This is a genomic window from Actinocatenispora sera, assembly GCF_018324685.1.
GTDB classification, from domain to species: domain Bacteria; phylum Actinomycetota; class Actinomycetes; order Mycobacteriales; family Micromonosporaceae; genus Actinocatenispora; species Actinocatenispora sera.
Genome location: NZ_AP023354.1, coordinates 3,584,882 through 3,605,373, shown reverse-complemented (window position 1 = coordinate 3,605,373; position 20,492 = coordinate 3,584,882). Strand labels below are relative to the sequence as shown.

Annotated in this window: 16 protein-coding genes and 1 pseudogene; 8 read left to right on the top strand and 9 right to left on the bottom strand. The window is 72.2% G+C overall.

The features are described 5' to 3' along the window. Positions 1-305: 305 nt before the first annotated feature. The 3 genes from Asera_RS17205 to Asera_RS17195 all read right to left on the bottom strand — a co-directional run bounded on the left by Asera_RS17205 (position 306) and on the right by Asera_RS17195 (position 4,727). Positions 306-1,118 carry a class I SAM-dependent methyltransferase gene (locus Asera_RS17205; protein WP_051802712.1) on the bottom strand — a complete coding sequence of 271 codons (813 nt, stop codon included), beginning with the start codon at positions 1,116-1,118 and terminating at the stop codon, positions 306-308. 206 nt (positions 1,119-1,324) lie between these two features. Then, on the bottom strand, positions 1,325-4,021 hold the full coding sequence (gene ppdK / locus Asera_RS17200; protein ID WP_030448303.1) for a pyruvate, phosphate dikinase: 2,697 nt from the start codon (positions 4,019-4,021) through the stop codon (positions 1,325-1,327). Between the two features lie 307 nt (positions 4,022-4,328). Further along, positions 4,329-4,727, bottom strand: a complete 399-nt coding sequence (locus Asera_RS17195) for a VOC family protein (RefSeq protein ID WP_030448304.1) — start codon at positions 4,725-4,727, stop codon at positions 4,329-4,331. Between the two features lie 81 nt (positions 4,728-4,808). On the opposite strand from Asera_RS17195, the gene Asera_RS17190 reads away from it, so the two are divergent. Together Asera_RS17190 and Asera_RS17185 are read left to right on the top strand one after the other, a co-directional pair. After that, a complete protein-coding gene (locus Asera_RS17190) occupies positions 4,809-5,900 on the top strand; it encodes a helix-turn-helix transcriptional regulator (RefSeq protein WP_084132356.1) in 1,092 nt (363 codons plus the stop codon). 41 nt (positions 5,901-5,941) lie between these two features. After that, complete coding sequence (locus Asera_RS17185) at positions 5,942-7,069, top strand: low temperature requirement protein A (RefSeq protein WP_030448306.1); 1,128 nt, start codon at positions 5,942-5,944, stop codon at positions 7,067-7,069. 174 nt (positions 7,070-7,243) lie between these two features. On the opposite strand, the gene Asera_RS17180 is transcribed toward Asera_RS17185, so the two are convergent. From Asera_RS17180 to dusB, 3 genes are all read right to left on the bottom strand, one after another. Further along, positions 7,244-8,713 carry an NF041680 family putative transposase gene (locus tag Asera_RS17180; RefSeq protein ID WP_030450043.1) on the bottom strand — a complete coding sequence of 490 codons (1,470 nt, stop codon included), beginning with the start codon at positions 8,711-8,713 and terminating at the stop codon, positions 7,244-7,246. A 239-nt stretch (positions 8,714-8,952) separates the two neighbouring features. Further along, positions 8,953-11,277, bottom strand: coding sequence for an alpha-L-fucosidase (locus tag Asera_RS17175; protein ID WP_211255826.1), 2,325 nt, complete (start codon positions 11,275-11,277; stop codon positions 8,953-8,955). A 29-nt stretch (positions 11,278-11,306) separates the two neighbouring features. Continuing rightward, positions 11,307-12,434 (bottom strand): tRNA dihydrouridine synthase DusB, encoded by a 1,128-nt coding sequence (dusB, locus tag Asera_RS17170; protein WP_030450021.1) that lies wholly within the window; start codon positions 12,432-12,434, stop codon positions 11,307-11,309. Positions 12,435-12,612: 178 nt separating this feature from the next. On the opposite strand from dusB, the gene Asera_RS17165 reads away from it, so the two are divergent. Further along, positions 12,613-13,845: a hypothetical protein gene (locus tag Asera_RS17165; RefSeq protein WP_157035255.1), complete on the top strand. Its 1,233-nt coding sequence runs from the start codon at positions 12,613-12,615 to the stop codon at positions 13,843-13,845. Positions 13,846-14,355: 510 nt separating this feature from the next. Next, positions 14,356-15,162, top strand: coding sequence for a hypothetical protein (locus tag Asera_RS17160; RefSeq protein ID WP_157035256.1), 807 nt, complete (start codon positions 14,356-14,358; stop codon positions 15,160-15,162). Positions 15,163-15,271: 109 nt separating this feature from the next. Here Asera_RS17160 and Asera_RS17155 read toward each other — a convergent pair whose 3' ends face one another. The 3 genes from Asera_RS17155 to Asera_RS17145 all read right to left on the bottom strand — a co-directional run bounded on the left by Asera_RS17155 (position 15,272) and on the right by Asera_RS17145 (position 18,294). Then, a complete protein-coding gene (locus Asera_RS17155) occupies positions 15,272-16,651 on the bottom strand; it encodes a glycine--tRNA ligase (protein WP_030449773.1) in 1,380 nt (459 codons plus the stop codon). 160 nt (positions 16,652-16,811) lie between these two features. Further along, the gene (locus Asera_RS17150) at positions 16,812-17,258 is read right to left on the bottom strand and encodes a hypothetical protein (protein ID WP_157035212.1); all 447 of its coding nucleotides are present in this window, start codon (positions 17,256-17,258) and stop codon (positions 16,812-16,814) included. 631 nt (positions 17,259-17,889) lie between these two features. Continuing rightward, positions 17,890-18,294 carry an antibiotic biosynthesis monooxygenase family protein gene (locus Asera_RS17145; RefSeq protein WP_244843918.1) on the bottom strand — a complete coding sequence of 135 codons (405 nt, stop codon included), beginning with the start codon at positions 18,292-18,294 and terminating at the stop codon, positions 17,890-17,892. Between the two features lie 2 nt (positions 18,295-18,296). Here Asera_RS17145 and Asera_RS33805 point away from each other — a divergent pair, with 2 nt between their 5' ends. From Asera_RS33805 to Asera_RS17125, 4 genes and pseudogenes are all read left to right on the top strand, one after another. Beyond that, the gene (locus tag Asera_RS33805; RefSeq protein WP_342344447.1) at positions 18,297-18,719 is read left to right on the top strand and encodes a DUF6703 family protein; all 423 of its coding nucleotides are present in this window, start codon (positions 18,297-18,299) and stop codon (positions 18,717-18,719) included. A 111-nt stretch (positions 18,720-18,830) separates the two neighbouring features. Beyond that, positions 18,831-19,121, top strand: a pseudogene (locus Asera_RS17135) (ArsR/SmtB family transcription factor); the annotation flags it as partial. Between the two features lie 92 nt (positions 19,122-19,213). Further along, entirely contained in the window at positions 19,214-19,597 is a 384-nt protein-coding gene (locus Asera_RS17130) for a Fur family transcriptional regulator (RefSeq protein ID WP_030449778.1), read from the top strand. Beyond that, on the top strand, positions 19,572-20,399 hold the full coding sequence (locus Asera_RS17125; RefSeq protein WP_035298790.1) for a serine hydrolase: 828 nt from the start codon (positions 19,572-19,574) through the stop codon (positions 20,397-20,399). Before Asera_RS17130 ends, Asera_RS17125 begins: the two co-directional genes overlap by 26 nt. The last annotated feature ends 93 nt before the right edge of the window (positions 20,400-20,492 follow it).

Sequence of the window (20,492 nt, the reverse complement as noted above, 5' to 3'; positions counted from 1 at the left end):
AGGTACATAAACGCTCCGTAAACAGTCGTGAGCAGACCACCCCGCAGCGCGTCTACTCGACGAGTCACAGTCACCCGGCGGTCCCCCGATCGCCGCGGTACGCAGAATTTAGCCGCTGTACCGTCGGATCGGAAAGCTCGGTGGCCAAATCTTGAGCCCCGCTTGAGGATTGTCCGGGCTGCCGGGAACACCGGCAAACTGCGACGTGCACGCCGGTTCGATTCCGGTTCACCGAGGGTCGGCGCTACCGGCGGACGAGTCCACCGGCACCCGCCGGGGGACGCGACCGGTCCGGGCGACCGGCGTCACGTGGCGCGGCGGGTCGCGCGGAACCAGAAATGCTGGCGGCGGACCTCGGCCGGCCCGTCGGCGTCGATGCGGTGCTGCACCGCGCGCAGCCGCTCGGCGTCGCGGGCCGGGTCGAAGCCCGGCACCGCCCACGGCACCTGGCGCAGGTACCAGGCCAGCGGTGCGACATCGTGGTAGGCGGTGACGTCGGTGCCGACCCCACCGTCGAGCACGGTGAGCCCGCCCTCGGCGGCCTGGTTCACCGCGTACCGCAGGGTCCAGTCACCGGCCTCCGGCTCCGGCAGGTCGAGCAGCCGGTGCAGGTCGCTCTCGCCGCACGCGACCTGCTGGGTCAGGAACGTGCCGCCCGGCCGCAGCACCCGCGCCACCTCGGAGGCCCGGTACGACTCGTGCCGGTTGATGACCACGTCGACGCTGCGGTCGGCCAGCGGCAACCGGCCGGACCGGTCCGCCGGCCCCTGCTCGACGTTGTCCTGTGCGCCGTCCGCGGCCACCACGAGCACCCCGTGCCGGGCCAGCCGGCGGGCGGCGACCGGGACGTTCGGCGGCCAGCACTCGATCGCGAGCACCCGGCGCGGCTGCCGGTCGGCGGGGCGGCCGGACAGCCAGCCGGACAGCCACTCGCCGCCGCCGGTACCGAGGTCGAGCAGGGTGTCCGTGCCGGCGTCGACCGCGGCGTCCACGAGCCGGCCGTACCGCCAGGGCGGCGGGGTGGTGCTCATCCGGCTGGCGAACCGGTCGAAGTCCCAGCCGGCGGTGTCGGCGGCCAGCCCCTCGGCGATGTACGCGTCGGCCATGTCGATGCTCATCGTGCCCGCCCTCGAACCGCGCCCGAGCCGTTCGAGTCGGCCGCGCTCTGCTCGCGCCTGCTAGACATAACGCCTCATTCTGCCGGCTGACCCGCGGATTCGCTCGTCGAGCGGGTACGGCGAACGGGCGACGAACCGGGCGCCGTGGGTGGCGCCCGGTTCGTCGGGCAGAGCGCGTTCCGCCGGGTTCGGAAACCCGGCTCGGGTCAGCGGGTGTCGGAGTCGCTGCTCTGCAGCGCGGCGCGGCCGGCTTCCAGCCGCGCCACCGGTACCCGGAACGGCGAGCAGGACACGTAGTCCAGCCCGACCTGGTGGAAGAAGTGCACCGAGTCGGGGTCGCCGCCGTGCTCGCCGCAGACGCCGACCTTCAGCTCCGGCCGGGCGGCGCGGCCCTCCTCGGTGGCCAGCCGGACCAGCCGGCCGACGCCGTCGGTGTCGAGCGTCTCGAACGGCGACACCCCGAAGATGCCCTTCTCCAGGTAGGCGGAGAAGAACGCCGCCTCCACGTCGTCCCGGGAGAAGCCCCACACCGTCTGGGTCAGATCGTTGGTACCGAAGGAGAAGAACTCGGCGGCGCCGGCGATCTGCCCGGCGGTCAGCGCGGCGCGCGGCAGCTCGATCATGGTGCCGATCAGGCAGTGCAGGTCCGCGCCGGACTCGCGGGACACCTCGGCCAGCACCTCCTCGGCCTCCGCCCGGATGATCTCCAGCTCCTGCACCGTACCGACCAGCGGGATCATGATCTCCGCGTGTGGGTTGCCGCCGGCTGCCCGGCACTGCGCGGCGGCCTCGGCGATCGCCCGTACCTGCATGGTGAACAGGCCGGGGATGACCAGGCCCAACCGCACCCCGCGCAGCCCCAACATCGGGTTCTGCTCGTGCAGCTTGTGTACCGCCTGGAGCAGCCGCAGGTCGTTCTCGTTGGCGTCGCCGCGGGCCTCGGCGAGCGCGACCCGTACCGACAGCTCGGTGATGTCGGGCAGGAACTCGTGCAGCGGCGGGTCGAGCAGCCGCACCGTGACCGGCAGCCCGTTCATCGCGGTGAAGATGCCCACGAAGTCCTCGCGCTGCAGCGGCAGCAGCGCCGCGAGCGCGGACTCGCGTTCGGTCTCGGTGTCGGCCAGGATCAGCCGCTCGACGTGCTGCCGGCGGTCCCCGAGGAACATGTGCTCGGTCCGGCACAACCCGACGCCCTGCGCCCCGAACCGGCGGGCCCGGGCGGCGTCCTCGGGGGTGTCGGCGTTGGCGCGCACGCCCAGGCAGCGCACCTCGTCGGCCCGGGTCATGATCCGGTGCACCGCCTTGACCAGTACGTCGGACTCGACGGCGGTCGTCTCCTGCCGGCCCTCGAAGTACTCGACCACCGGGGAGGACACCACCGGCACCTCGCCGCGGTAGACCATGCCGTTCGAGCCGTCGATGGACAGCACGTCGCCCTCCTCGACGACCAGGCCGTCCCGGGTGGTCAGCCGGCGGCCCTTGGTGTCGACGTCGAGCTCCTCGGCGCCGCACACGCAGGTCTTGCCCATCCCGCGGGCCACCACCGCGGCGTGCGAGGTCTTGCCGCCGCGGCTGGTCAGGATGCCCTCGGCGGCGATCATGCCGTTCAGGTCGTCCGGGTTGGTCTCACGCCGGACCAGGATGACCTTCTCCCCCGACCGGGACCACTTCACCGCGGTGTACGAGTCGAACACGACCTTGCCGACGGCGGCGCCGGGCGAGGCGTTCATGCCGCGCGCGATGCGTTCCTTCTTCGCCTCGGTGTCGAAGCGGGGGAACATCAGCTGGGCGAGCTGGGCGCCGTTGACCCGGCGTACCGCCTCGTCCAGGTCGATCATGCCCTCGTCGACGAGCTGGTTGGCGATCACGTACGCGGCGGCGGCGGTGCGCTTGCCGACCCGGGTCTGCAGCATCCACAGCTTGCCGCGTTCGATGGTGAACTCGATGTCGCACAGGTCGCGGTAGTGCCGTTCGAGCGTGGCCATGATCTCGAGCAGCTGGTCGTAGGACGCGCGGTCGATCTCGGCGAGCTGTTGCAGCGGCACGGTGTTGCGGATGCCGGCCACCACGTCCTCGCCCTGCGCGTTCTGCAGGTAGTCGCCGTAGATGCCCTGCGCGCCGGACGCCGGATCCCGGGTGAACGCGACGCCGGTACCGGAGTCCATGCCGAGGTTTCCGAACACCATCGCGACGATGTTGACCGCGGTACCGAGGTCGGCCGGGATGCGCTCCTGCCGGCGGTACAGAATGGCACGTTCGGCGTTCCAGGAGTCGAACACCGCACGAACCGCCTGACTCATTTGTTCGGCGGGATCCTGCGGAAAGTCACGGCCGGTCGCGTCTCGCACGATCTTTTTGTATGCGGTCACCAGGGTACGGAAATCGTCGGTGGTCAGATCCAGGTCGGAATCGGAACCGCGGGCGCGCTTCTTGTCCTCCAGCGCGTCGTCGAAACGCTCCGGATCGATGCCCAGCACGATCTTGCCGAACATCTGGATCAGGCGCCGGTAGGAATCCCAGGCGAACCGTTCGCTGCCGGATTGGGCGGCCAGGCCGTGCACCGATTCGTCGTTGAGCCCCACATTGAGCACCGTCTCCATCATTCCCGGCATGGAGAACTTCGCGCCGGACCGCACCGACACCAGCAGCGGGTCGGCCGGGTCGCCGAGCCGGCGGCCGATGCCCGCCTCCAGCCTGGCCAGGTGGTCGGCGACCTCGGCGCGCAACCCGTCCGGCTCGGCGCCGTCGACCAGGTAGGCCCGGCAGGCCTCGGTGGTGATGGTGAACCCGGGTGGCACCGGCAACCCGATGTTGGTCATCTCGGCCAGGTTCGCGCCCTTGCCGCCCAGCAGGTCCTTGAGGTCCTTGTTGCCCTCGGCGAAGTCGTACACGTACTTCGTCACGCCGGCCCCTCTCGCAAGGTCGCAGCCGTCGCCGCGCCTGAAGTGGATGTGTCTGCCCGCAGGTTAACGAATGTTCACCCGACTTCTGAATGCCATCGTGACACTTTGCACGTCGGCCGGCCAACCACTGATCCACCTGGTGCGGGATCTCGTTTGTCCGCGCACGAACGCGCACGCGGCGACGCCTCGAAAAGCGATCAAGAAATGGGAAAACGTATGCCGAGAACGAGGCGAACAATTGGGCAAACGTTATTTCGCCCGATGCCCCCTTTCGGCAAACGTATGCCGAACCGCGGCGCGGGTGCGATCAGCGGGAAAACCGGGCGATGGCCTGCTCGGTGACCGGGGTGAAGAGGTTGACCAGGTTGCCGTCGGGGTCACGAAACAGCAGCGACCGGTTGCCCCACGGCATCGTGGTCGGCTCGGCCACCACGTCGGTCAACACGCCCGCGAGCCGGCGGTACTGCGCGTCCACGTCGTCGACCAGGAACTCGACGATCGCCGTACGGTTCGCCGCCGGTTCGGCGGACCCCGGGGCGAACAGCGGCACCGTGCGGGTACTGCCGAGGGCAAGGGTCCCCGCCGCGGTACGCAGTTCGGCGAAGTCCGAGGTGGCCCAGTCGGCGGCCACGCCGGTGACCAGTTCGTAGAACGCGACCAGCCGGGCCATGTCGGCGGTGATGATCCGGATCGAAACCAGGTTCATGGTGCTGCTCCCTCTCGTGTTTGCGCTGGCAGGAAGGCTAGGATCGATACCGGACAGCTTCCGCCCGGTATTGGAGGCGGTGTGACCCGACCGACGGCACGCGTGCTCGCGCTGCTGGAGATCCTGCAGGCCGGCGGCACCCGTACCGTCCGCGAGCTGGCTACGCGCCTCGGCGTCGACGAGCGCACCGTCCGCCGCTATGCGGCGCACCTGGTCGACCTCGGCATCCCGGTCCGGTCCATCCGCGGCCGCTACGGCGGGTACCGGTTGTCGCCGGGGTACCGGCTGCCGCCGCTGATGTTCACCGACGACGAGGCGCTCGCCGTACTGCTGGGCCTGCTCACCGGCCGGCACGCCGCCGCGCCGGCCGCCGAGAGCGCCGCGGCCAAGCTGCACCGGGTCCTGCCGGCGCAGCTCGCCGACCGGCTCGCCGCCCTGCGCGACACCGCGGACCTCGCCCCGCCACCCACCGCGACGCCACCCGGGACCGAGGTGCTGCTGGTGCTCGCGGCTGCGGCCCGGGACCGGCAGCCGGTCGAGATCGGCTACACCGCACGCGACGGCCGGACCGGCCGGCGCACCGTCCAGCCGTACGGGATCGTCGCGCTCGGCGGCCGGTGGTACCTGACCGGGCCGGACTCGGCCAGCGGCGCGCTGCGCACGTTCCGGCTGGACCGGATCGACGCACCCCGGGTGCTGCCCGGCCGGTTCGAGGTTCCGGACGCGTTCGATCCGGCCGCTCACGTGACGGCCACGCTCGCCCGCACGCCCTGGCGGTACCGGGTGTCGCTGCGGGTGCGCGCGCCGGTCGAGCGGATCCGTACCCGGTTGCCCGCCTCGCTCGCGGTCCTGCACCCGGCCGATGACGGTTGGGTACGGGTCGAGCTGCGCGCCGAGCGGCTGGACTGGCTCCCCGCCGTACTCGCCGGGTTGGACGCGCCGTTCACCGTCGACCGGCCGGCCGAACTGCGCGAGCTGGTCCGCGACCTCGGCACCCGGCTGCTCGCGGCCGCGGCCGATCCCGACGAGGCCGGCGCGGCCACCGAAGCCGAGACGGCCACCGAAGCCGGCGTGCCCGGGGCGGCGGTCGGCGGCGGTGGGACCGGCCGTACCGCCGACGGAGCGGAAGGCGACAGGAAACCGCGAAACGGCGCCGACCGGCACGGCGAGTGACGACGGCATGGCAGCTGGGCCGGGGTCGGTAGGTTGTCCGCGTGACCGAAGCACAACCCGAAAAGCGGGTCAGCTGGGCCGAACTGTTCTTCGATCTGGTGTTCGTGTTCGCCATCACCGAGGTCTCGGAGCTGGTGCACGAACACCATTCGTGGTTCGGCGTGCTGCGCGCCCTGACCGTGTTCGTCCCCCTGTACTGGACCTGGGTGGGCGCGTCGATGCAGGCGAACCTGCGCGATCTGGGCCCGATCAGGTACCGGCTGGCGCTGTTCGCGGTGGGGCTGACCGGCCTGTTCATGGCGCTTGCGGTACCGGCGGCGTACGGCGAGCGCGGCCTGCTGTTCGCCACCTCGTACTGGGTCGGCCGGTTGCTGCTGGCCGGCATCGCGTTCGCCGGTCGCGGCCGGAGATCCAACCCGCCGTTCCTGATCGCGGCGGTGGTCTCCGGTCCGCTGCTGGTGATCGGCGGAGCGCTGGACGGTCCGGCCCGGCTCGCGCTGTGGGCGATCGCCGCGGTGATCGACCTGGCCGCGCCGACGCTCACCCGCGCCCGGCTGCGCGCGCTGCACTTCGACGCGCCGCACCTGACCGAGCGGTTCGGGCTGCTGGTCCTGATCGCGCTGGGCGAGTCGGTGGTCGCGATCGGCGCGCCGGCGGCCGCCGAGCACGAGCTGTCGGCCGGCGTGCTGGGGGCGGTGGCCGCCGCGTTCGCGCTCAGTTGCGGGTTGTGGTGGGTCTACTTCCAGTACGCGCAGGACGCGATGCGGTTCTCGATGGCCACCGCGCAGGTGCAGAACGACGTCGCCCGGCACGTGCTGTCGTACGCGCACCTGTCGTTCGTCGGCGCCATCATCGCGGCGGCCGTCGGTATGCGGGAGGCGGTCGCCCACCCCGGCGAGCACCTGAACTGGGCGGTGACCGGACTGCTGTACGGCGGCGCCGCGCTGTATCTCGCCACGTTCGGCTACACCCGCTGGCAGATGTTCCGGCTCGTGTCGACGACCCGGCTCGCCGCCGCCGGGGTGGTACTGGCGCTGCTGCCGATCGCGCCGTTCCTGCCCGCGCTCGCCGCGCTGGTACTGCTCGCCGCCGCGCTCGCCGCCCTCAACGCGATCGAGCACCGCCGCGTCCGCAAGGCCGAACTCGCCGCCGCAGAGCAGGCCGGCTAGGGTCTGTTTCGGAGTCCCCGGCCGAGCGAGGCGAGTGCCGTTTGTCTGCTCGCAAGGCGGAGGGCAGTTCGTGTGCCGGGCTTGCACACGGGCTGTGCGACAACGCCGCGAGCGGGCAAACGGGGCCGCCGCAGCCGGCACGCGGGACTTGCGAAACAGACCCTAGCTTGAGTTTTAACCTGTTCGTCGGGGTCGTGGCGTGGCCGACGGCTTCTTAGGTTTGTGGCGATGCGGTTTGGGTCGGTCCGGTCTGGACGCCGTGTGCACGTCATGGCGGGCGGCTGGCCGTTGGTTGGGGTGCCCGGCTGGGCGTCCTGGCCCGGGCCGGCAGAGTTTCGGCGCAGCCGCTAGAGGAGGCAGCCGCGGGTGCAGGTATCGAAACCCTCGCCGGAGGCGTGCCGGGGTCACCCGCTGTGGCGGGAGGGGTTTCTCCCACGGCCGACGCAGGTCCGCCGCGACGTTTCGTGCGAGGCGTAGTTGGGTGTAGGCGGCCAGCACCAGCCATGTCCAGCGTTCGGCCGCGGCCGGGTCGCGTAGTTTCGGGCAGGTCCAGCCCAGGGTCTGTTTGAGCATGCGGAAGGTGTGCTCGATGTCGAAGCGGCGCAGGAACGCCTGCCATGCCAGGTCGACCTGCCCAGGGTCCAGGTCGGTGGCCGAATGCCACAGCCACACCGGTTTCGGGATCGCGCCCGAGGGCAGCCTCTCGACGTCGAGGCGGATGACGGTGCCTTCCAGCACCGGCAGATCGCCGGTATGCGCGGCCCAGGCGGTGCGGTGCGTCAACCGCGGATGCAGACGGTCCCAAGCACGGATACGCGCCGGCCCGTAATGCCTGGTGTCGGTGGAGATCTGGACATCGGGCTCGCCCCAGGTTGCCGTCTGGCCGAACACGAACTCGCTGCCGTGCCGGCACGGCCGGCCCACCGTATGCCGACGATCAGACAGAGCCGCTCGGCGTAGGACCCGGTCGGAACGCATCCGCACCAGCACCCGCACCGGCAGATCGGCCAGCACGAACGACAGGCGGGGACCGTCGTAGCCGGCGTCGGCCACGATCAGGATCTCCGGATCACCGGCATCCCAATGCCCTGCCTCGATCAGGCCGGTCACGACCCGCCGTAGCTGGTAAGCGGTCACGGCCGCCGCGTCCTCACCCGGAGCCAACCGGACCGCGTCCAACGGCGCGGTCCATGACGACCGTCCGGTCTCCAACGCCACCACCACCGACCACGGCCAGCCCGGCACCCCGATGTGCTGATCCTTGCCACGACCGTAGGTATGACACATCATCCGGCCGGGACTGGTATGTGCCTCGGGCCGCAACCAACACGTCACGTCCACCGCCAGCACGATCCGCCCATCACCCGCCCGCGGCAACGTGCACCCCAACATCGCTTGCCGCAACCGATCGGAGTCGATACGGCCAGCCGCCAGCGCGCCATACAGACCACCGTGACCACGGCGGTGGACTCCGGCCAGCGACAACTCCGGCAACGACCGCACCGGCCCATCGACACACAACAAGGCGTCACACGCCTCGAACAGGCCATCGGCCCGGGACGTCAAACACGCATAAAAGTCCCGCCGGAACCGGCTCAACTGCCCGCCGACGACCCGACGATATGGTTGAGGCACACTGATCACCGCAGCCCTTGCTGTTGATCTTCCTACTGTCGCAAGAGGAATGATCAACCAAGGGCTGCTTCCATGATCAACCAGGGTGCCCCACACCGCCCACCAAGGTTAAAACTCAAGCTAGCTGCCAGCGGCCGTGTCGACGCCGCCGGTACCCCTGGTGCGACGCGGCCACGCAGCGGGTGCTGGACTCACCGCCGCTCGTGCCGGGCCACGCCGTTCGCCGTGCTGTCCATGGTGGACGAAGGTCAGGATTCGGCGCAGTACAGGCTGATCCGGTGCAGGTGCACGGCGGCCCGGGAGCCGAGGACGCGCAGCCGTATCGCGTCGGTGTCGATCGGCCGGTCGAGTACGACGATGCGCCGCGCGCCGACCGTGCCGACGGTGGCGACCGCGGACCAGCCGCCTGCGCCGTCGGGTTCCTCCAGTACCGCCCGCACCAGCTGCTGGCCGTGCCGGAGGTCCTCGGCCAGCACCACCCGCTCGATCCTGGTGGCGGCGGGCAGGGTGAGGGTGAGCGTGCCGGTGTCCGGCCCGGGCGCGGTCCAGTCGCTGCCGTCCCTGCCGTCGACCACGGCGCCGGGCGAGCTGCCGTCGCCGGTCACCCGGGCGCCGCGGGCCAGGTCGGCCGGCATCAGCCGGTGCAGTTCCGCCTGCCACTCGGCGAGCCGGGTCCCGTCCGCGGCATTGATCCGGCCATCGGTGTCCGGAGGCACGTTGAACAGCAGCACCGCGTTGCGGCCGACCGACCGGTGGTGGAGGTCCACCAGCCGCGCCACCGACTTCGGCGCCTGGTCGGGATGGAAGAACCAGCCGTCGCGCAGCGACACGTCGCACTCCGCCGGCCACCAGGACAGCTCGGTGGCGCCGGCGTCCCGGCCGGCGAGCAGCGCGGCATCGCTGCCCTGGTCCGGCGCGGCGAATCCGAGCGCGTAGTCCGGCGCACCGTCGGCGCGGGTGACGGTCGGCAACACGCTCCACTCGTTCTGCCGGGCGACGCCGTTCTCGTTGCCGACCCAGCGCACGTCCGGGCCGGTCACCGAGATCACCGCGCGCGGCGCCAGCGACCGGATCAGCGAGTACCAGCTGGCGAAGTCGTACGGCTCGACCGCGTCCGGCGGGATCCGCCCCGGCGCGCCGTCGAACCACACCTGGTCGATCGGGCCGTACTCGGTCAGCACCTCGTACAGCTGGTCGAGCATGTAGGTGCCGTAGTCGTCGGCGGTGAGGTGGAAGGTGGGCAGGCTGCCGTCGGCGACCCGGGCCGCCCGGTCGTCCCCGTCCACCAGGGTCGGGATCGTCCGCCTGGTCCGCGCGCTGCCGTTGGCGTACACCCCGTCGTGGTACTGGTTCTCATCCGCCGGCGACAGGTAGACGCCGGCCTTGAGGCCGTGGGAGTGCATCGAGTTCACGAACTCGCGCAGCACGTCACCGGCGCCACCGCGCCAGGCACTCGACGCGACGCTGTGCCCGGTGTGGCGCGACGGGTAGAGCACGAAACCGTCGTGGTGCTTGACCACCAGGATCGCGAGCTCGAACCCGCTGTCCCGCAACGTCCTCGCCCACTGGTCGGTGTCCAGGTCCCGCGGCGCGAACAGGTCCGGATCCTCGGTGCCCGTACCCCACTCCTGGCCGGTGAAGGTGTTCATGCCGAAGTGCAGGAACGCGGTCCGGCCCAGCCGCTGCCAGTCCAGTTGCCGCTGCGACGGCCGCAGCGCGGATGCCTTGGCCACCAAGGAGTTCAGGGGCTCCCCCGGCGTGATCGCCAGCCGCTGCGCCGGCGCGTACTTCGCCGCCGCGCGCGGGGCCGTGCCGCGCGCGGCGGGGCCGGCGTCGGCGCCGGCCCGAGTCGCGGCCGGCCGGAAGCGTTGCAGCGCAAGGTCCGCGGCCGTGAACGGTCCGGGGAGGGCGGCGAGGCGGACCCGGCGCACCGACCCGGCCAGGCCGCCGGCCCCACCGGGGCTGACCTCGCTGCCGAGGCTCACGGTGCTCCCCGGCGCACCGGGCGCCCAGCTCGCCGCCCCGGCCGTACTCACCGCATCCGGCAGCCGGTCGCCGTCCAGGAACGCGTGCAGCGTCGCCCCACCGTCGCCCGGCTCGTACGCGAGCGACAGCACGTGCGGCCCGCCCGCCGCCGGCGCGGCCACGGTACGGCTCACGTCGGTCCGGCCGCCGCCGGCGAGCACCGAGAACCCGTACTGCAGCTGGTTTCCGGCGTAGCGGGCGAACAGGGCACCGCCGACCGCGAGCACCGTCGCCGGCGATCCCTGGCGGCCGGTCGAAGTGACGGCGGCCTCGACGACGATCGCAGTGAAGGCGGCCTCGACGACGAAGGGACGCTGCAGGCGGCCGCCGCTGACCGGCGCGGCCGGCACGAAGGCCAGCCCGTCCGCGCCGCCGTGCAGCACGGCACCGTGCTCCGCGTCGATCGACTCGGCACCGGTACGGCGGGTCAGCGCACCGGCCATCGTCTCACCGGTGGCGGCGGTGTACGCGTCGCCGGCGGAGAACGACCCGCCGAACGACACGTCCAGCAACGGTGCGGGAATCGTGCGCCGCGGTCCTCGTGGCACGGGTATCACGGCCTTCCGGTCGGCCCGGCTCAGCCGCCCGAGACGTCGAGTTCCGCCGCGGACGGGACGGTCAGCGCGTCCCGGTCGGCCAGCCAGCCCTCGGGCAGCACCACCCGGCCCGGCGCCGAGGTGCGGCCACGCGGCTTGCCCAGCTCCGCCACCGGGAACGGTTCGGTCGGGTCCAGCTGCGCGAGCAGGCCGTCCAGCTCGGACAGCGACGAGGACATCGCCAGGGCGCGCCGCAGCGCGCTGCCCACCGGGAACCCCTTGAGGTACCAGGCGACGTGCTTGCGGAAGTCGACGCAGCCGTCCCGCTCCGATCCGAGCCACTCGCCCAGCAGTACCGCGTGCCGGCGCATCGTCGCGGCCACCTCGCCCAGGGTCGGCAGCACCCGGCCGGTGCCACCGGCGAACGCCGTGGCCAGGTCGGCGAACAGCCACGGCCGGCCGAGGCAGCCGCGGCCGACGACCACGCCGTCGCAGCCGGTCTGGCGCACCATCCGCAGCGCGTCGTCGGCCTCCCAGATGTCGCCGTTGCCGAGCACCGGCACCGACAGCGCGCCCTTCAGCTCGGCGATCGACGCCCAGTCGGCGGTACCGGAGTAGCGCTGTGCGGCCGTCCGCCCGTGCAACGCCACCCAGGCGACGCCGGCGTCCTGCGCGATCCGCCCCGCGTCCAGGAAGGTGAGGTGCTCGTCGTCGATGCCGCGGCGCAGCTTCACCGTCACCGGCACCCCGGCCGGCGCGGCCGCCTCGACCGCCCCGCGCACGATCGCCTCGAACAGCCGGCGGCGCCACGGCAGCGCCGAGCCGCCGCCCTTGCGGGTCACCTTCGGTACCGGGCAGCCGAAGTTCAGGTCGATGTGATCGGCGAGCCCCTCGCCCACCACCATCCGCACCGCGTCCGCGGTGACCCGCGGGTCCACCCCGTACAGCTGGAGGCTGCGCGGGCGCTCGGTCGCGCCGAACTCGATCATGCGCAGCGTCTTGGGGTTCCGTTCGACCAGCGCGCGGGTGGTGACCATCTCGCACTCGTACAGCCCGCCGCCGTGCTCGGCGCACAGCGCCCGGAACGCCACGTTGGTGATGCCGGCCATCGGCGCCAGCACCACCGGTGCGGGCAGCTCGTACGGGCCGAGCCGCAGCGGCCCGGGCAGCCCCGTCGGGGGCTGGCCGGTACGGGCTGGTTCAGGGTCGGTGCACTCACCCGACGAGCATGGCACGCACCGCCGCCCGCCGCGCGCTCGGCGCGGCCCGGCGCAGGTCAGGTCACACCGGCGGGAATCGGCCGTTCGGCCGAGTCCCGGACGATCGGCACATCCCTACGATCACGCCGTGCCCCCACCTCTGCGGTTGCCCCGCCGCATTCCGCCCAAAATCAACCTCGTCCTCGCCCTGCTCGTCAGCGTGCTGTGGTGGAACGGAAGCCTCGGCGATCACTGGCTCGACGGACCGGTACTGCTGCGTGGCGTGGCGTGCGTCGCGATGGTGCAGCTGGGCTTTTTGTGCACCACGCTGATCGGCGGATTGCTCGCTGGCCTGGACGTGGCGGTCCTGGACATCGGTACCGGGCGGATTCGCGGTCGCTGGCTGATCGGGCGGTACGCCGTGCTGCTGCGGACGATCCCGCTGCCGATCCGGTTCGGCTTCAACCAACCACGCGGCGGGGTGGCCACGGCACGTCGCTGGCTGCTCGCCTTCGTCCCCGCGCTGGCCAGTACCGCGGCGATGGTCTGGGTCCTGTGGCAACTACTGAACTTCGACCGGTCGGTCGGGCCGATCCCGGTGCCCTGGCTGCGCCCGGCGGCCACCATCGCACTGTTCGTCTTCGGCTGGCTCGTGCTGTGGGGTGGCCAGCTGAACGTGCCGTCGCAGCTGCCGACCCGGATCGCCCTGTGGCGCCCGCGTCGCTTCGCACCCACGAAGTGGGCGGTCGCCAAGGCCGGCCGGGCCACCGCCCAGCGGCTCAGCCGGGCGGAGTCGCGCGGCGACCACGAGGCGATGCAGGTCTCGCTGGATGCGTTGGCGGACAACATATCCGAGCGCGACGCCGCCCTGGTGCGCATCGCGATCCGGTACCACCGGGGCGAGTACGCCGCCGCCAGCGCCGCGGCCGCCGCCCACCTCGATGTCGTCGGCATCGACGACATGATGGCCCGCGGTTCCTTCTGCCTGTACACCGGGCTTGCCGTGCTCGCCGACCAGCCGGTGGCGCCGGAAGCGGCCGCTCGGGCCCGCGAGCTTTGCCCCGCTGTCGCGTTCACGCTGCGACGCGACTTCGCGGCGGTCGTCCTGGCGCTGTTCGCGCTGTACGACCGGGACACCGACCTGGCTCTCCAGTTCTGCCAGCAGGCGATCCGCTGGTCGATCAACCAGTACGACGCCGGCGAGGCCGAGTTGATAGCCGCGATCGCGGCGGCGACGGCCGGGGACCGGCGGGAGGCGCAGCGGTCGCTGCGGCGGGGTCGGCGGCGGGCTCCGACGTCGCCGCTGGCGGCGGTGGTGGAGCGGCGGCTGGCCGAGCCGCCCGCAATCACCGTGACGGTGGACGCGGCCGCCGACGATTGAGTGAGCCGGCTCACACGGCTGCGGCCGCGGCGGCTCCGGTTGCGTGTCTGCGCCGCGGGCAACCCCGCAGACGGGCGGGCAAACGACTGCCCGAGCCGCAGCATGATTACCGAGAGTGCTGAAACGGGCACGGGAGTTGTGAGGCAGGCTCGCGTACCGGTGTGCTCCGCACGCCGCCGTGACAACACGACTCGGCGTGACTGGGCGGTTCCGTAACGCACGCCGGACTTGTCAACCCAGCAGTTTCATGATCACTGTGGGTTACGCCATGAAAGACGCGCAGAGGCTGGCCAGCAGCGACTGCGGAGTGTTACCCAGGTTCAAGCGCCGCGAACCATCGTGGGTAGGCCACCCGCCGGCAAGCGACGCGCAGGCCGCCCGGTAGCACCAGCCACCGGGTCCAGGCGGATCGAGCTCCCACTCGATCAGCCCCGGCGTTAGAGGCGTCGAGGCGCGGCACGTCCCCCCGGCGTGCCAGACCCCCCAAACCCCCTATACCGAAGGACTGCCATGAATCGCGCGCGTCTGCGCGTGGTGCTGGCTGCGGTGATTGCGTGCTCCCCCGCGCTGTTTGGTGCATCGCTGGCCAGTGCCTCCCCCACATCTGACACGTCCAGTCACGAGAAGCCCGTCGCGGCAACCACCGAGGCCAAGCCTGCGGTGGACCTGTCCGGGCAGCGGATCCAGGCCTCCGGCCAGCGGGTCTCGGCCAACATGGTCCGGGCCCGGCAGGCTGCGGCCCAGGCCGAAGCCGACAAGAAGAAGGCGGCCGAGGACGCCGCGGCCAAGAAGAAGGCCGACGACGCCAAGAAGAAGGCCGACGACGCCGCGCGCAAGAAGAAGGCGGCCGAGGCCTCGCGCAGCGCCAAGCGGTGCACCGCGCCGGCTCGGGTCACCGACCTGTCCAGGCTGCAGACCCAGAACGCCCGCGCCATCATGCGGGCCGGCCGGAAGATGCACATCAGCAAGCGCGGCCAGATCATCGCGTTGTCGACGGCGCTGCAGGAGAGCCAGCTGCGCAACTACGCCAACGTGAACCTGCCGGCGTCGATGCGGATGGCGCACCAGGCGGTCGGCTCCGACCACCTGTCGGTCGGGCTGTTCCAGCAGCAGCCGAACTGGGGTTCGCTGAACCAGCTGATGAACCCGGAGATCTCGGCGACCAAGTTCTACCAGGCGCTGCTGCGCATCCCCGGCTGGCAGCACCTGCCGGTGACCGTGGCGGCCCAGCGGGTCCAGGTGTCGGCGTTCCCGTCGGCGTACGCGGACGACGAGGTGCGGGCGACCGCGATCGTCAACGCGCTGCCCTGCCCGTAGCAGTACCGCGGTTCCCCCCCCCCCCCCCCCCCCCCCCCCCAACCGCAGCACGTCCCCCCACAGCGAGGGCCCGACACCGCACGGTGTCGGGCCCTCGCCGCGTCGTCGCTCAGCAGCCGGGCAGCCGCTCCGCGAGGTATGCCTCCGCGTGGTCGAGACTGACCCGTTCCTGCTTCATCGAGTCGCGGTCGCGAACCGTGACCGCGTTGTCGGACAGCGTGTCGAAGTCGACCGTCACGCAGTACGGGGTACCGATCTCGTCCTGCCGCCGGTACCGCCGGCCGATCGCACCGGCGTCGTCGAACTCCACGCTCCACCGCCGGCGCAGGTCGGTGGCCAGCCCGCGGGCCTTCGGTGACAGCTGTGGGTTGCGCGACAACGGAAGTACCGCAACCTTCACCGGCGCCAGCCGCGGGTCGAACCGCAGCACCGTCCGGGAGTCCATGCCGCCCTTGGTGTTCGGCGCCTTGTCCACGTCGTGCGCCTCCAGCAGGAAGGCGAGCACCGCGCGGGTCAGGCCCGCGGCCGGCTCGATCACGTACGGGAACCAGCGTTCGCCGTTCTCCTGGTCGAAGTAGGACAGGTCCGTGCCGGACGCGGTGGAGTGGGTGCGCAGGTCGAAGTCGGACCTGTTCGACACGCCCTCCAGCTCGTCGAAGTCCTTACCACCGAAGCCGAAGCGGTACTCGATGTCGACGGTGCGCTTGGCGTAGTGCGCCAGCTTCGCCGCCGGATGCTCGTTGCGACGCAGGTTGCGCTCGGACAGTCCGAGATCGGTCCACCAGCGCCACCGCTCGGCGAGCCAATGCTCGTGCCACTGCTCGTCCTCCCCCGGCTTGCAGAAGAACTCCAGCTCCATCTGCTCGAACTCGCGGGTGCGGAAGATGAAGTTGCCGGGGGTGATCTCGTTCCGGAACGACTTGCCGACCTGCGCGATGCCGAACGGCGGCTTGCGCCGGGACGACTGCATCACGTTGAGGAAGTTGACGAAGATCCCCTGCGCCGTCTCCGGCCGCAGGTAGTGGGTCGACGAGCTGTCCTCCACCGGGCCGAGGGAGGTGCGCACCAGCCCGTTGAAGTTGCGCGGCGGGCTGAAGGTGCCGCGGTTGCCGCAGTTGGCGCAGGTCAGGTCGGCCAGGCTGGCCGGCGCGGCGCCGTGCCGGGCGGTGTGTTCCTCGGTGAGATGGTCGGCGCGGTACCGCTTGTGGCAGGACTGGCACTCGGTGAGCGGGTCGACGAACTCGGTCAGGTGACCGGACGCGGCCCACACCTCCGGCGCCAGGATCACCGCCGAATCGAGCCCCACCACGTCGTCCCGGAACGTCACCATGGAGCGCCACCACGCCCGCCGCACGTTCTCCTTCAGCTCGACGCCGAGCGGACCGTAGTCCCAGGCGGATTTCGACCCGCCGTAGATCTCGCTGGAGGGGAAGACGAAGCCACGGCGCTTGGCCAGGCTCACGATCGCATCGATGCGGTCCACAGGCACAGCTCCTCCATCCGGCTGGCGGTCGGCGGGGACATTGACGTCACCGAGCACAACGCTCGTCGGTGCCGCTGGTTACCGTCCGTCGGAGCTGTTCAGAGTACTCGCCGGCAGAAATCGGATCGAGCCGGATTCGGCCCGCCCCGGCGCCGGTCGGGACCGGTCAGCCGGTGGTACCGCAGACCTGCCAGCCGACGCCGCCACCGGCGCTGCTGCCCACCACGATGACGTCCAGCGACCGGGACTGGCCGCCCTCGTACTGCAGGGTGGCGGGCACCTCGAACACGGTGTTGCCCTGGTACTGCCGCGGGGTCGACAGCTGGTGCGACTCCAGCCGGGGCTGGTTGTCCAGCCGGCTGACGAACTCGTGCTCGCTCTCCTGTGCCCGCGCCTGCTGGCACTGCATCCGGTACGCCTGCGCGTACTGCTGGTCCTCCAGCGCGACGAGGAACTTGTCGGCGGCGGCGGAGATCTGGTGTTCCTGGTAGGTGCCGTAGCCGAAGATCCCGGCGATCCCACCGCCGCAGCACAGCACGACCAGGAAGGCAACCACGCCGAGGCCGATCCAGACCCGCGGGTTGCGCTCCCGCGGCGCGGCGGTGAACGGCACGACCGCACCGGGTCCGGCCGGCGGTGGCGGCCCGGCCGGCTCGGACGGCGGTGCGGGTGGCCCGGCCGGCGGCATCCCGGACGGCTGGGCACCAGCAGGCGGCATCCCGGGCGGCTGGGCACCAGCAGGCGGCATCCCGGGCGGCTGGGCTCCGGCCGGCGGCATCCCGCCGGTCCATGGCGGCGCACCGGCCGGGGGCCGTGCCGGCGGCGACGCGGCCGGTGGCGCACCTGGCGCGCCGGCCGGCGGGGCCGGGGGCGGTGGCTGGCTGCCGGGCGGCGGGACGGGCCGCGGCTGGCCGGGCGCGGGGGGCCGGGCGACGACGGCGGGGTCCACGCCGGCTGCCCGCCTGGTGGGGTGGGCGGCGTCCAGCCCGGCGGCGCCGCGGGGCGGTCCGGCTCGGGAGAGTCACCGGTGGGGCCGGTCATCCGCACGCTCCCCACGCCCCGCTGACGATCATGTTCGGTCGGCTCCCCCGGTCTGCTGGTTTGCGGTGATCGTAACCAGCCGGGGCATCACTCGCCGATCCTGACCGATGCGTGGTCACCGCGCCACTCGCGGTCGATCATGGCCGGTCTGCCGCAGCCGGCCGAGGCTGGCGAGTGAACATTCGCGCCGGCGGTCCATGTCGTTACCGCCGCGGCGGGCGGTTGGCCTCGCCCGGCGCCCGATCGCTGTGTTCGACGCGGATGCCGTCGGCGTCGGCGCCGCGCAGCACCTCGTACCCGGCGGGCTCCTCGACCGCCTCGGCCAGCAGCGCGGTCGCGGCGATCTTCACCTGGTACGAGCCGAGCGCCCGCCGGTACGCGCCGATGGACGCCCACCGGGTCACCAGGCACCAGCGGGTCGGATCGTCGACCGCGCGCCCCAGCTCGCCGTGCACGAAGCCGGTGCAGCCGGCCAGCGCCGCGAGCGCCGGTTCGGCCCGGCTGAGAAAGTCGCGCTCGGCATCCGCGTCCGGCCCGGTCACGTCCCGCTCGTCGAGTTGGCCGGCGCCCAGCACGAATCGGTTGACCACCAGCACGACGTCCCCCACGCATCGATCCGTACCTCGTTTCCGGCAACGCTACCGGTACCGCCCGGCGCCGGTACGCGGCACCGGAGGGTTGTGGCAGGCATGCCGGGAGGAGTTTCGTCGGGGCGCGGCCCCACCGGGCGGCGCCGACGGCGCTAGGGTCGGTGACTATGTCGGAAGGTTCACCGGTGGCACGGCGGGCGCAGGTGCTGCTCGCCTGGCTGGCCGGGCTGCCGCGTACCGGAGTGTTCCTTTTCGCCCTGGCCGTGGTGTTGGTCGGACTGTTCGCCCCGGGTCTGGTCGGCGCGATCATGTTGCTGCTGATCGCGGCCGGGCTGGTCGCGGTGCTGCGGGTGACCTGGCCACGGCTGCTCGCGGCCCGCCGGGCGATGCAGCTGCTGCTGATCGCCGTGCTCGTGATCATCGCGGTGGTCAAGCTGGCCTGACCGGCCGGGCCGCGGTCTCGCGGGTGACCGTCGGCCCGCTCGGGCGCCGCCGCGGGAGCGATACGGTGGTGACATGACCGCTGTTGTCGCGTGCTGCCCGTGGTGCGGCCGATGAGCATGCCCAACGCGTCCGAGAACTACCAGGCGGCGGGCGAGCTGCTGCGCGCGCTGGCCGCGCCGCTGCGCATCGCGGTGGTCACCGAGCTCGCCGCGGGGCCGCGCTGCGTGCACGAGCTGGTCGATGCGATCGGTGCGCCGCAGCCGCTGGTCTCCCAGCACCTGCGGGTGCTCAAGGGTGCCGGCGTGGTGCGTGGCCGGCGCCGCGGCCGCGAGATCGCGTACTCGCTGGCCGACCAGCACGTGGCGCACATCGTCGCCGACGCGGTCAGCCATTCGCGCGAGCCGGAGCCGATCAACCGGGACGCCGCCGAGCCGGCCGTCACCGCCGAGCCGGCCGTCGCCGCCGGGGAGGGCTCGTGACCCAGGGGCGGCCGATGGGGCGGGCCACCCGGCAGCGGGCGGCGGTGGTGCAGCTGCTGTCGGAGGTCGACGAGTTCCGCAGCGCGCAGGACCTGCACGCGATGCTGCGCGGCCAGGGCGACGCCGTCGGCCTGACCACGGTGTACCGCACCCTCCAGGCGCTCGCCGACGCCGGTGAGGTGGACACCATGCGCCCGCCCAACGGCGAGCACCTGTACCGGCGGTGCCGGCAGGGGGACCACCACCATCACCTGGTCTGCCGGCGGTGCGGCGCGACGGTCGAGGTGGCCGGTCCGGCGGTCGAGCAGTGGGCCGCGAAGGTCGCTGCCGAGCACGGGTACCGGCAGGTCTCGCACACCGTGGAGATCTTCGGTGACTGCCCGTCCTGCGCCGGCTGACGGGCTCGCCGCGACCTACGCGCGGTGTACCGGGGCGGCCGGCGGGCGCTGGCACTCGTACCTGACGGTGTTCGGCGAGACGGTGCTCGATGCGGACCCGGACGCGGTGGTGGTCGCGGCGAGCGTGCAGAAGGTGGCGATCGCGGCCGCTGCGCTCGCCGCCGTCGACCGCCGCGAGCTGGCGCTGACCGACACCGTCGAGCTGACCGCGGAGCTGGTCGCAGGCGGCACCGGCACGCTGCACCTGCAGGCGGCCTTCGGTGACCGGCTGACCGTCGCGCACCTGGTGGTGGCGCTGGTGAACGGCTCCGACAACACCGCGGTCCGGTTGCTCGGCCGGCTGCTGCCCGGTCCCCGCATCAACGACTTCCTTGCCGCGCAAGGGTTCCGGCACACCCGGGTGCAGCCGCTGCCGGCCGACGAGCGGCACTTCTTTCTCGGTACCACCACCGCCCGGGAGACGCACGAGCTGCTGCGCCGGCTCGCGACCGGCGCGCTGCTCTCCCCGGCCGGTACCGACACGGTGCTGCGGGCGATGCGCTGGGCGCAGCCCGGGTACTGCGACGGGGTGCGCCGGTACCTGTCGTCGGCGCAGCGCCGGCGGGCGGCGGTCAAGCACGGCGCGGACGAGGACCGCCGGCACGAGGTGGGCATCGTGTTCGACCTCGACGGCGCGCCGGCGGCCACGTTCGCGTTCCTCGCCGACGGGCTGAGCGACCCGGACGACTACGGCGGAACCCACCCGGCGGTACGCGCGCACGCCGCGCTCGGCCGCGCCCTGCTCGACGCGGTGGGCGGGTGAGGCCGGGCCAATGCGGTTGCGACGCGGCCGACGCTCCGCTTAGCGTGGCCTTCCTCACAGCTGGGGTACCGCCCCGGCCAGAATGGATCGGAG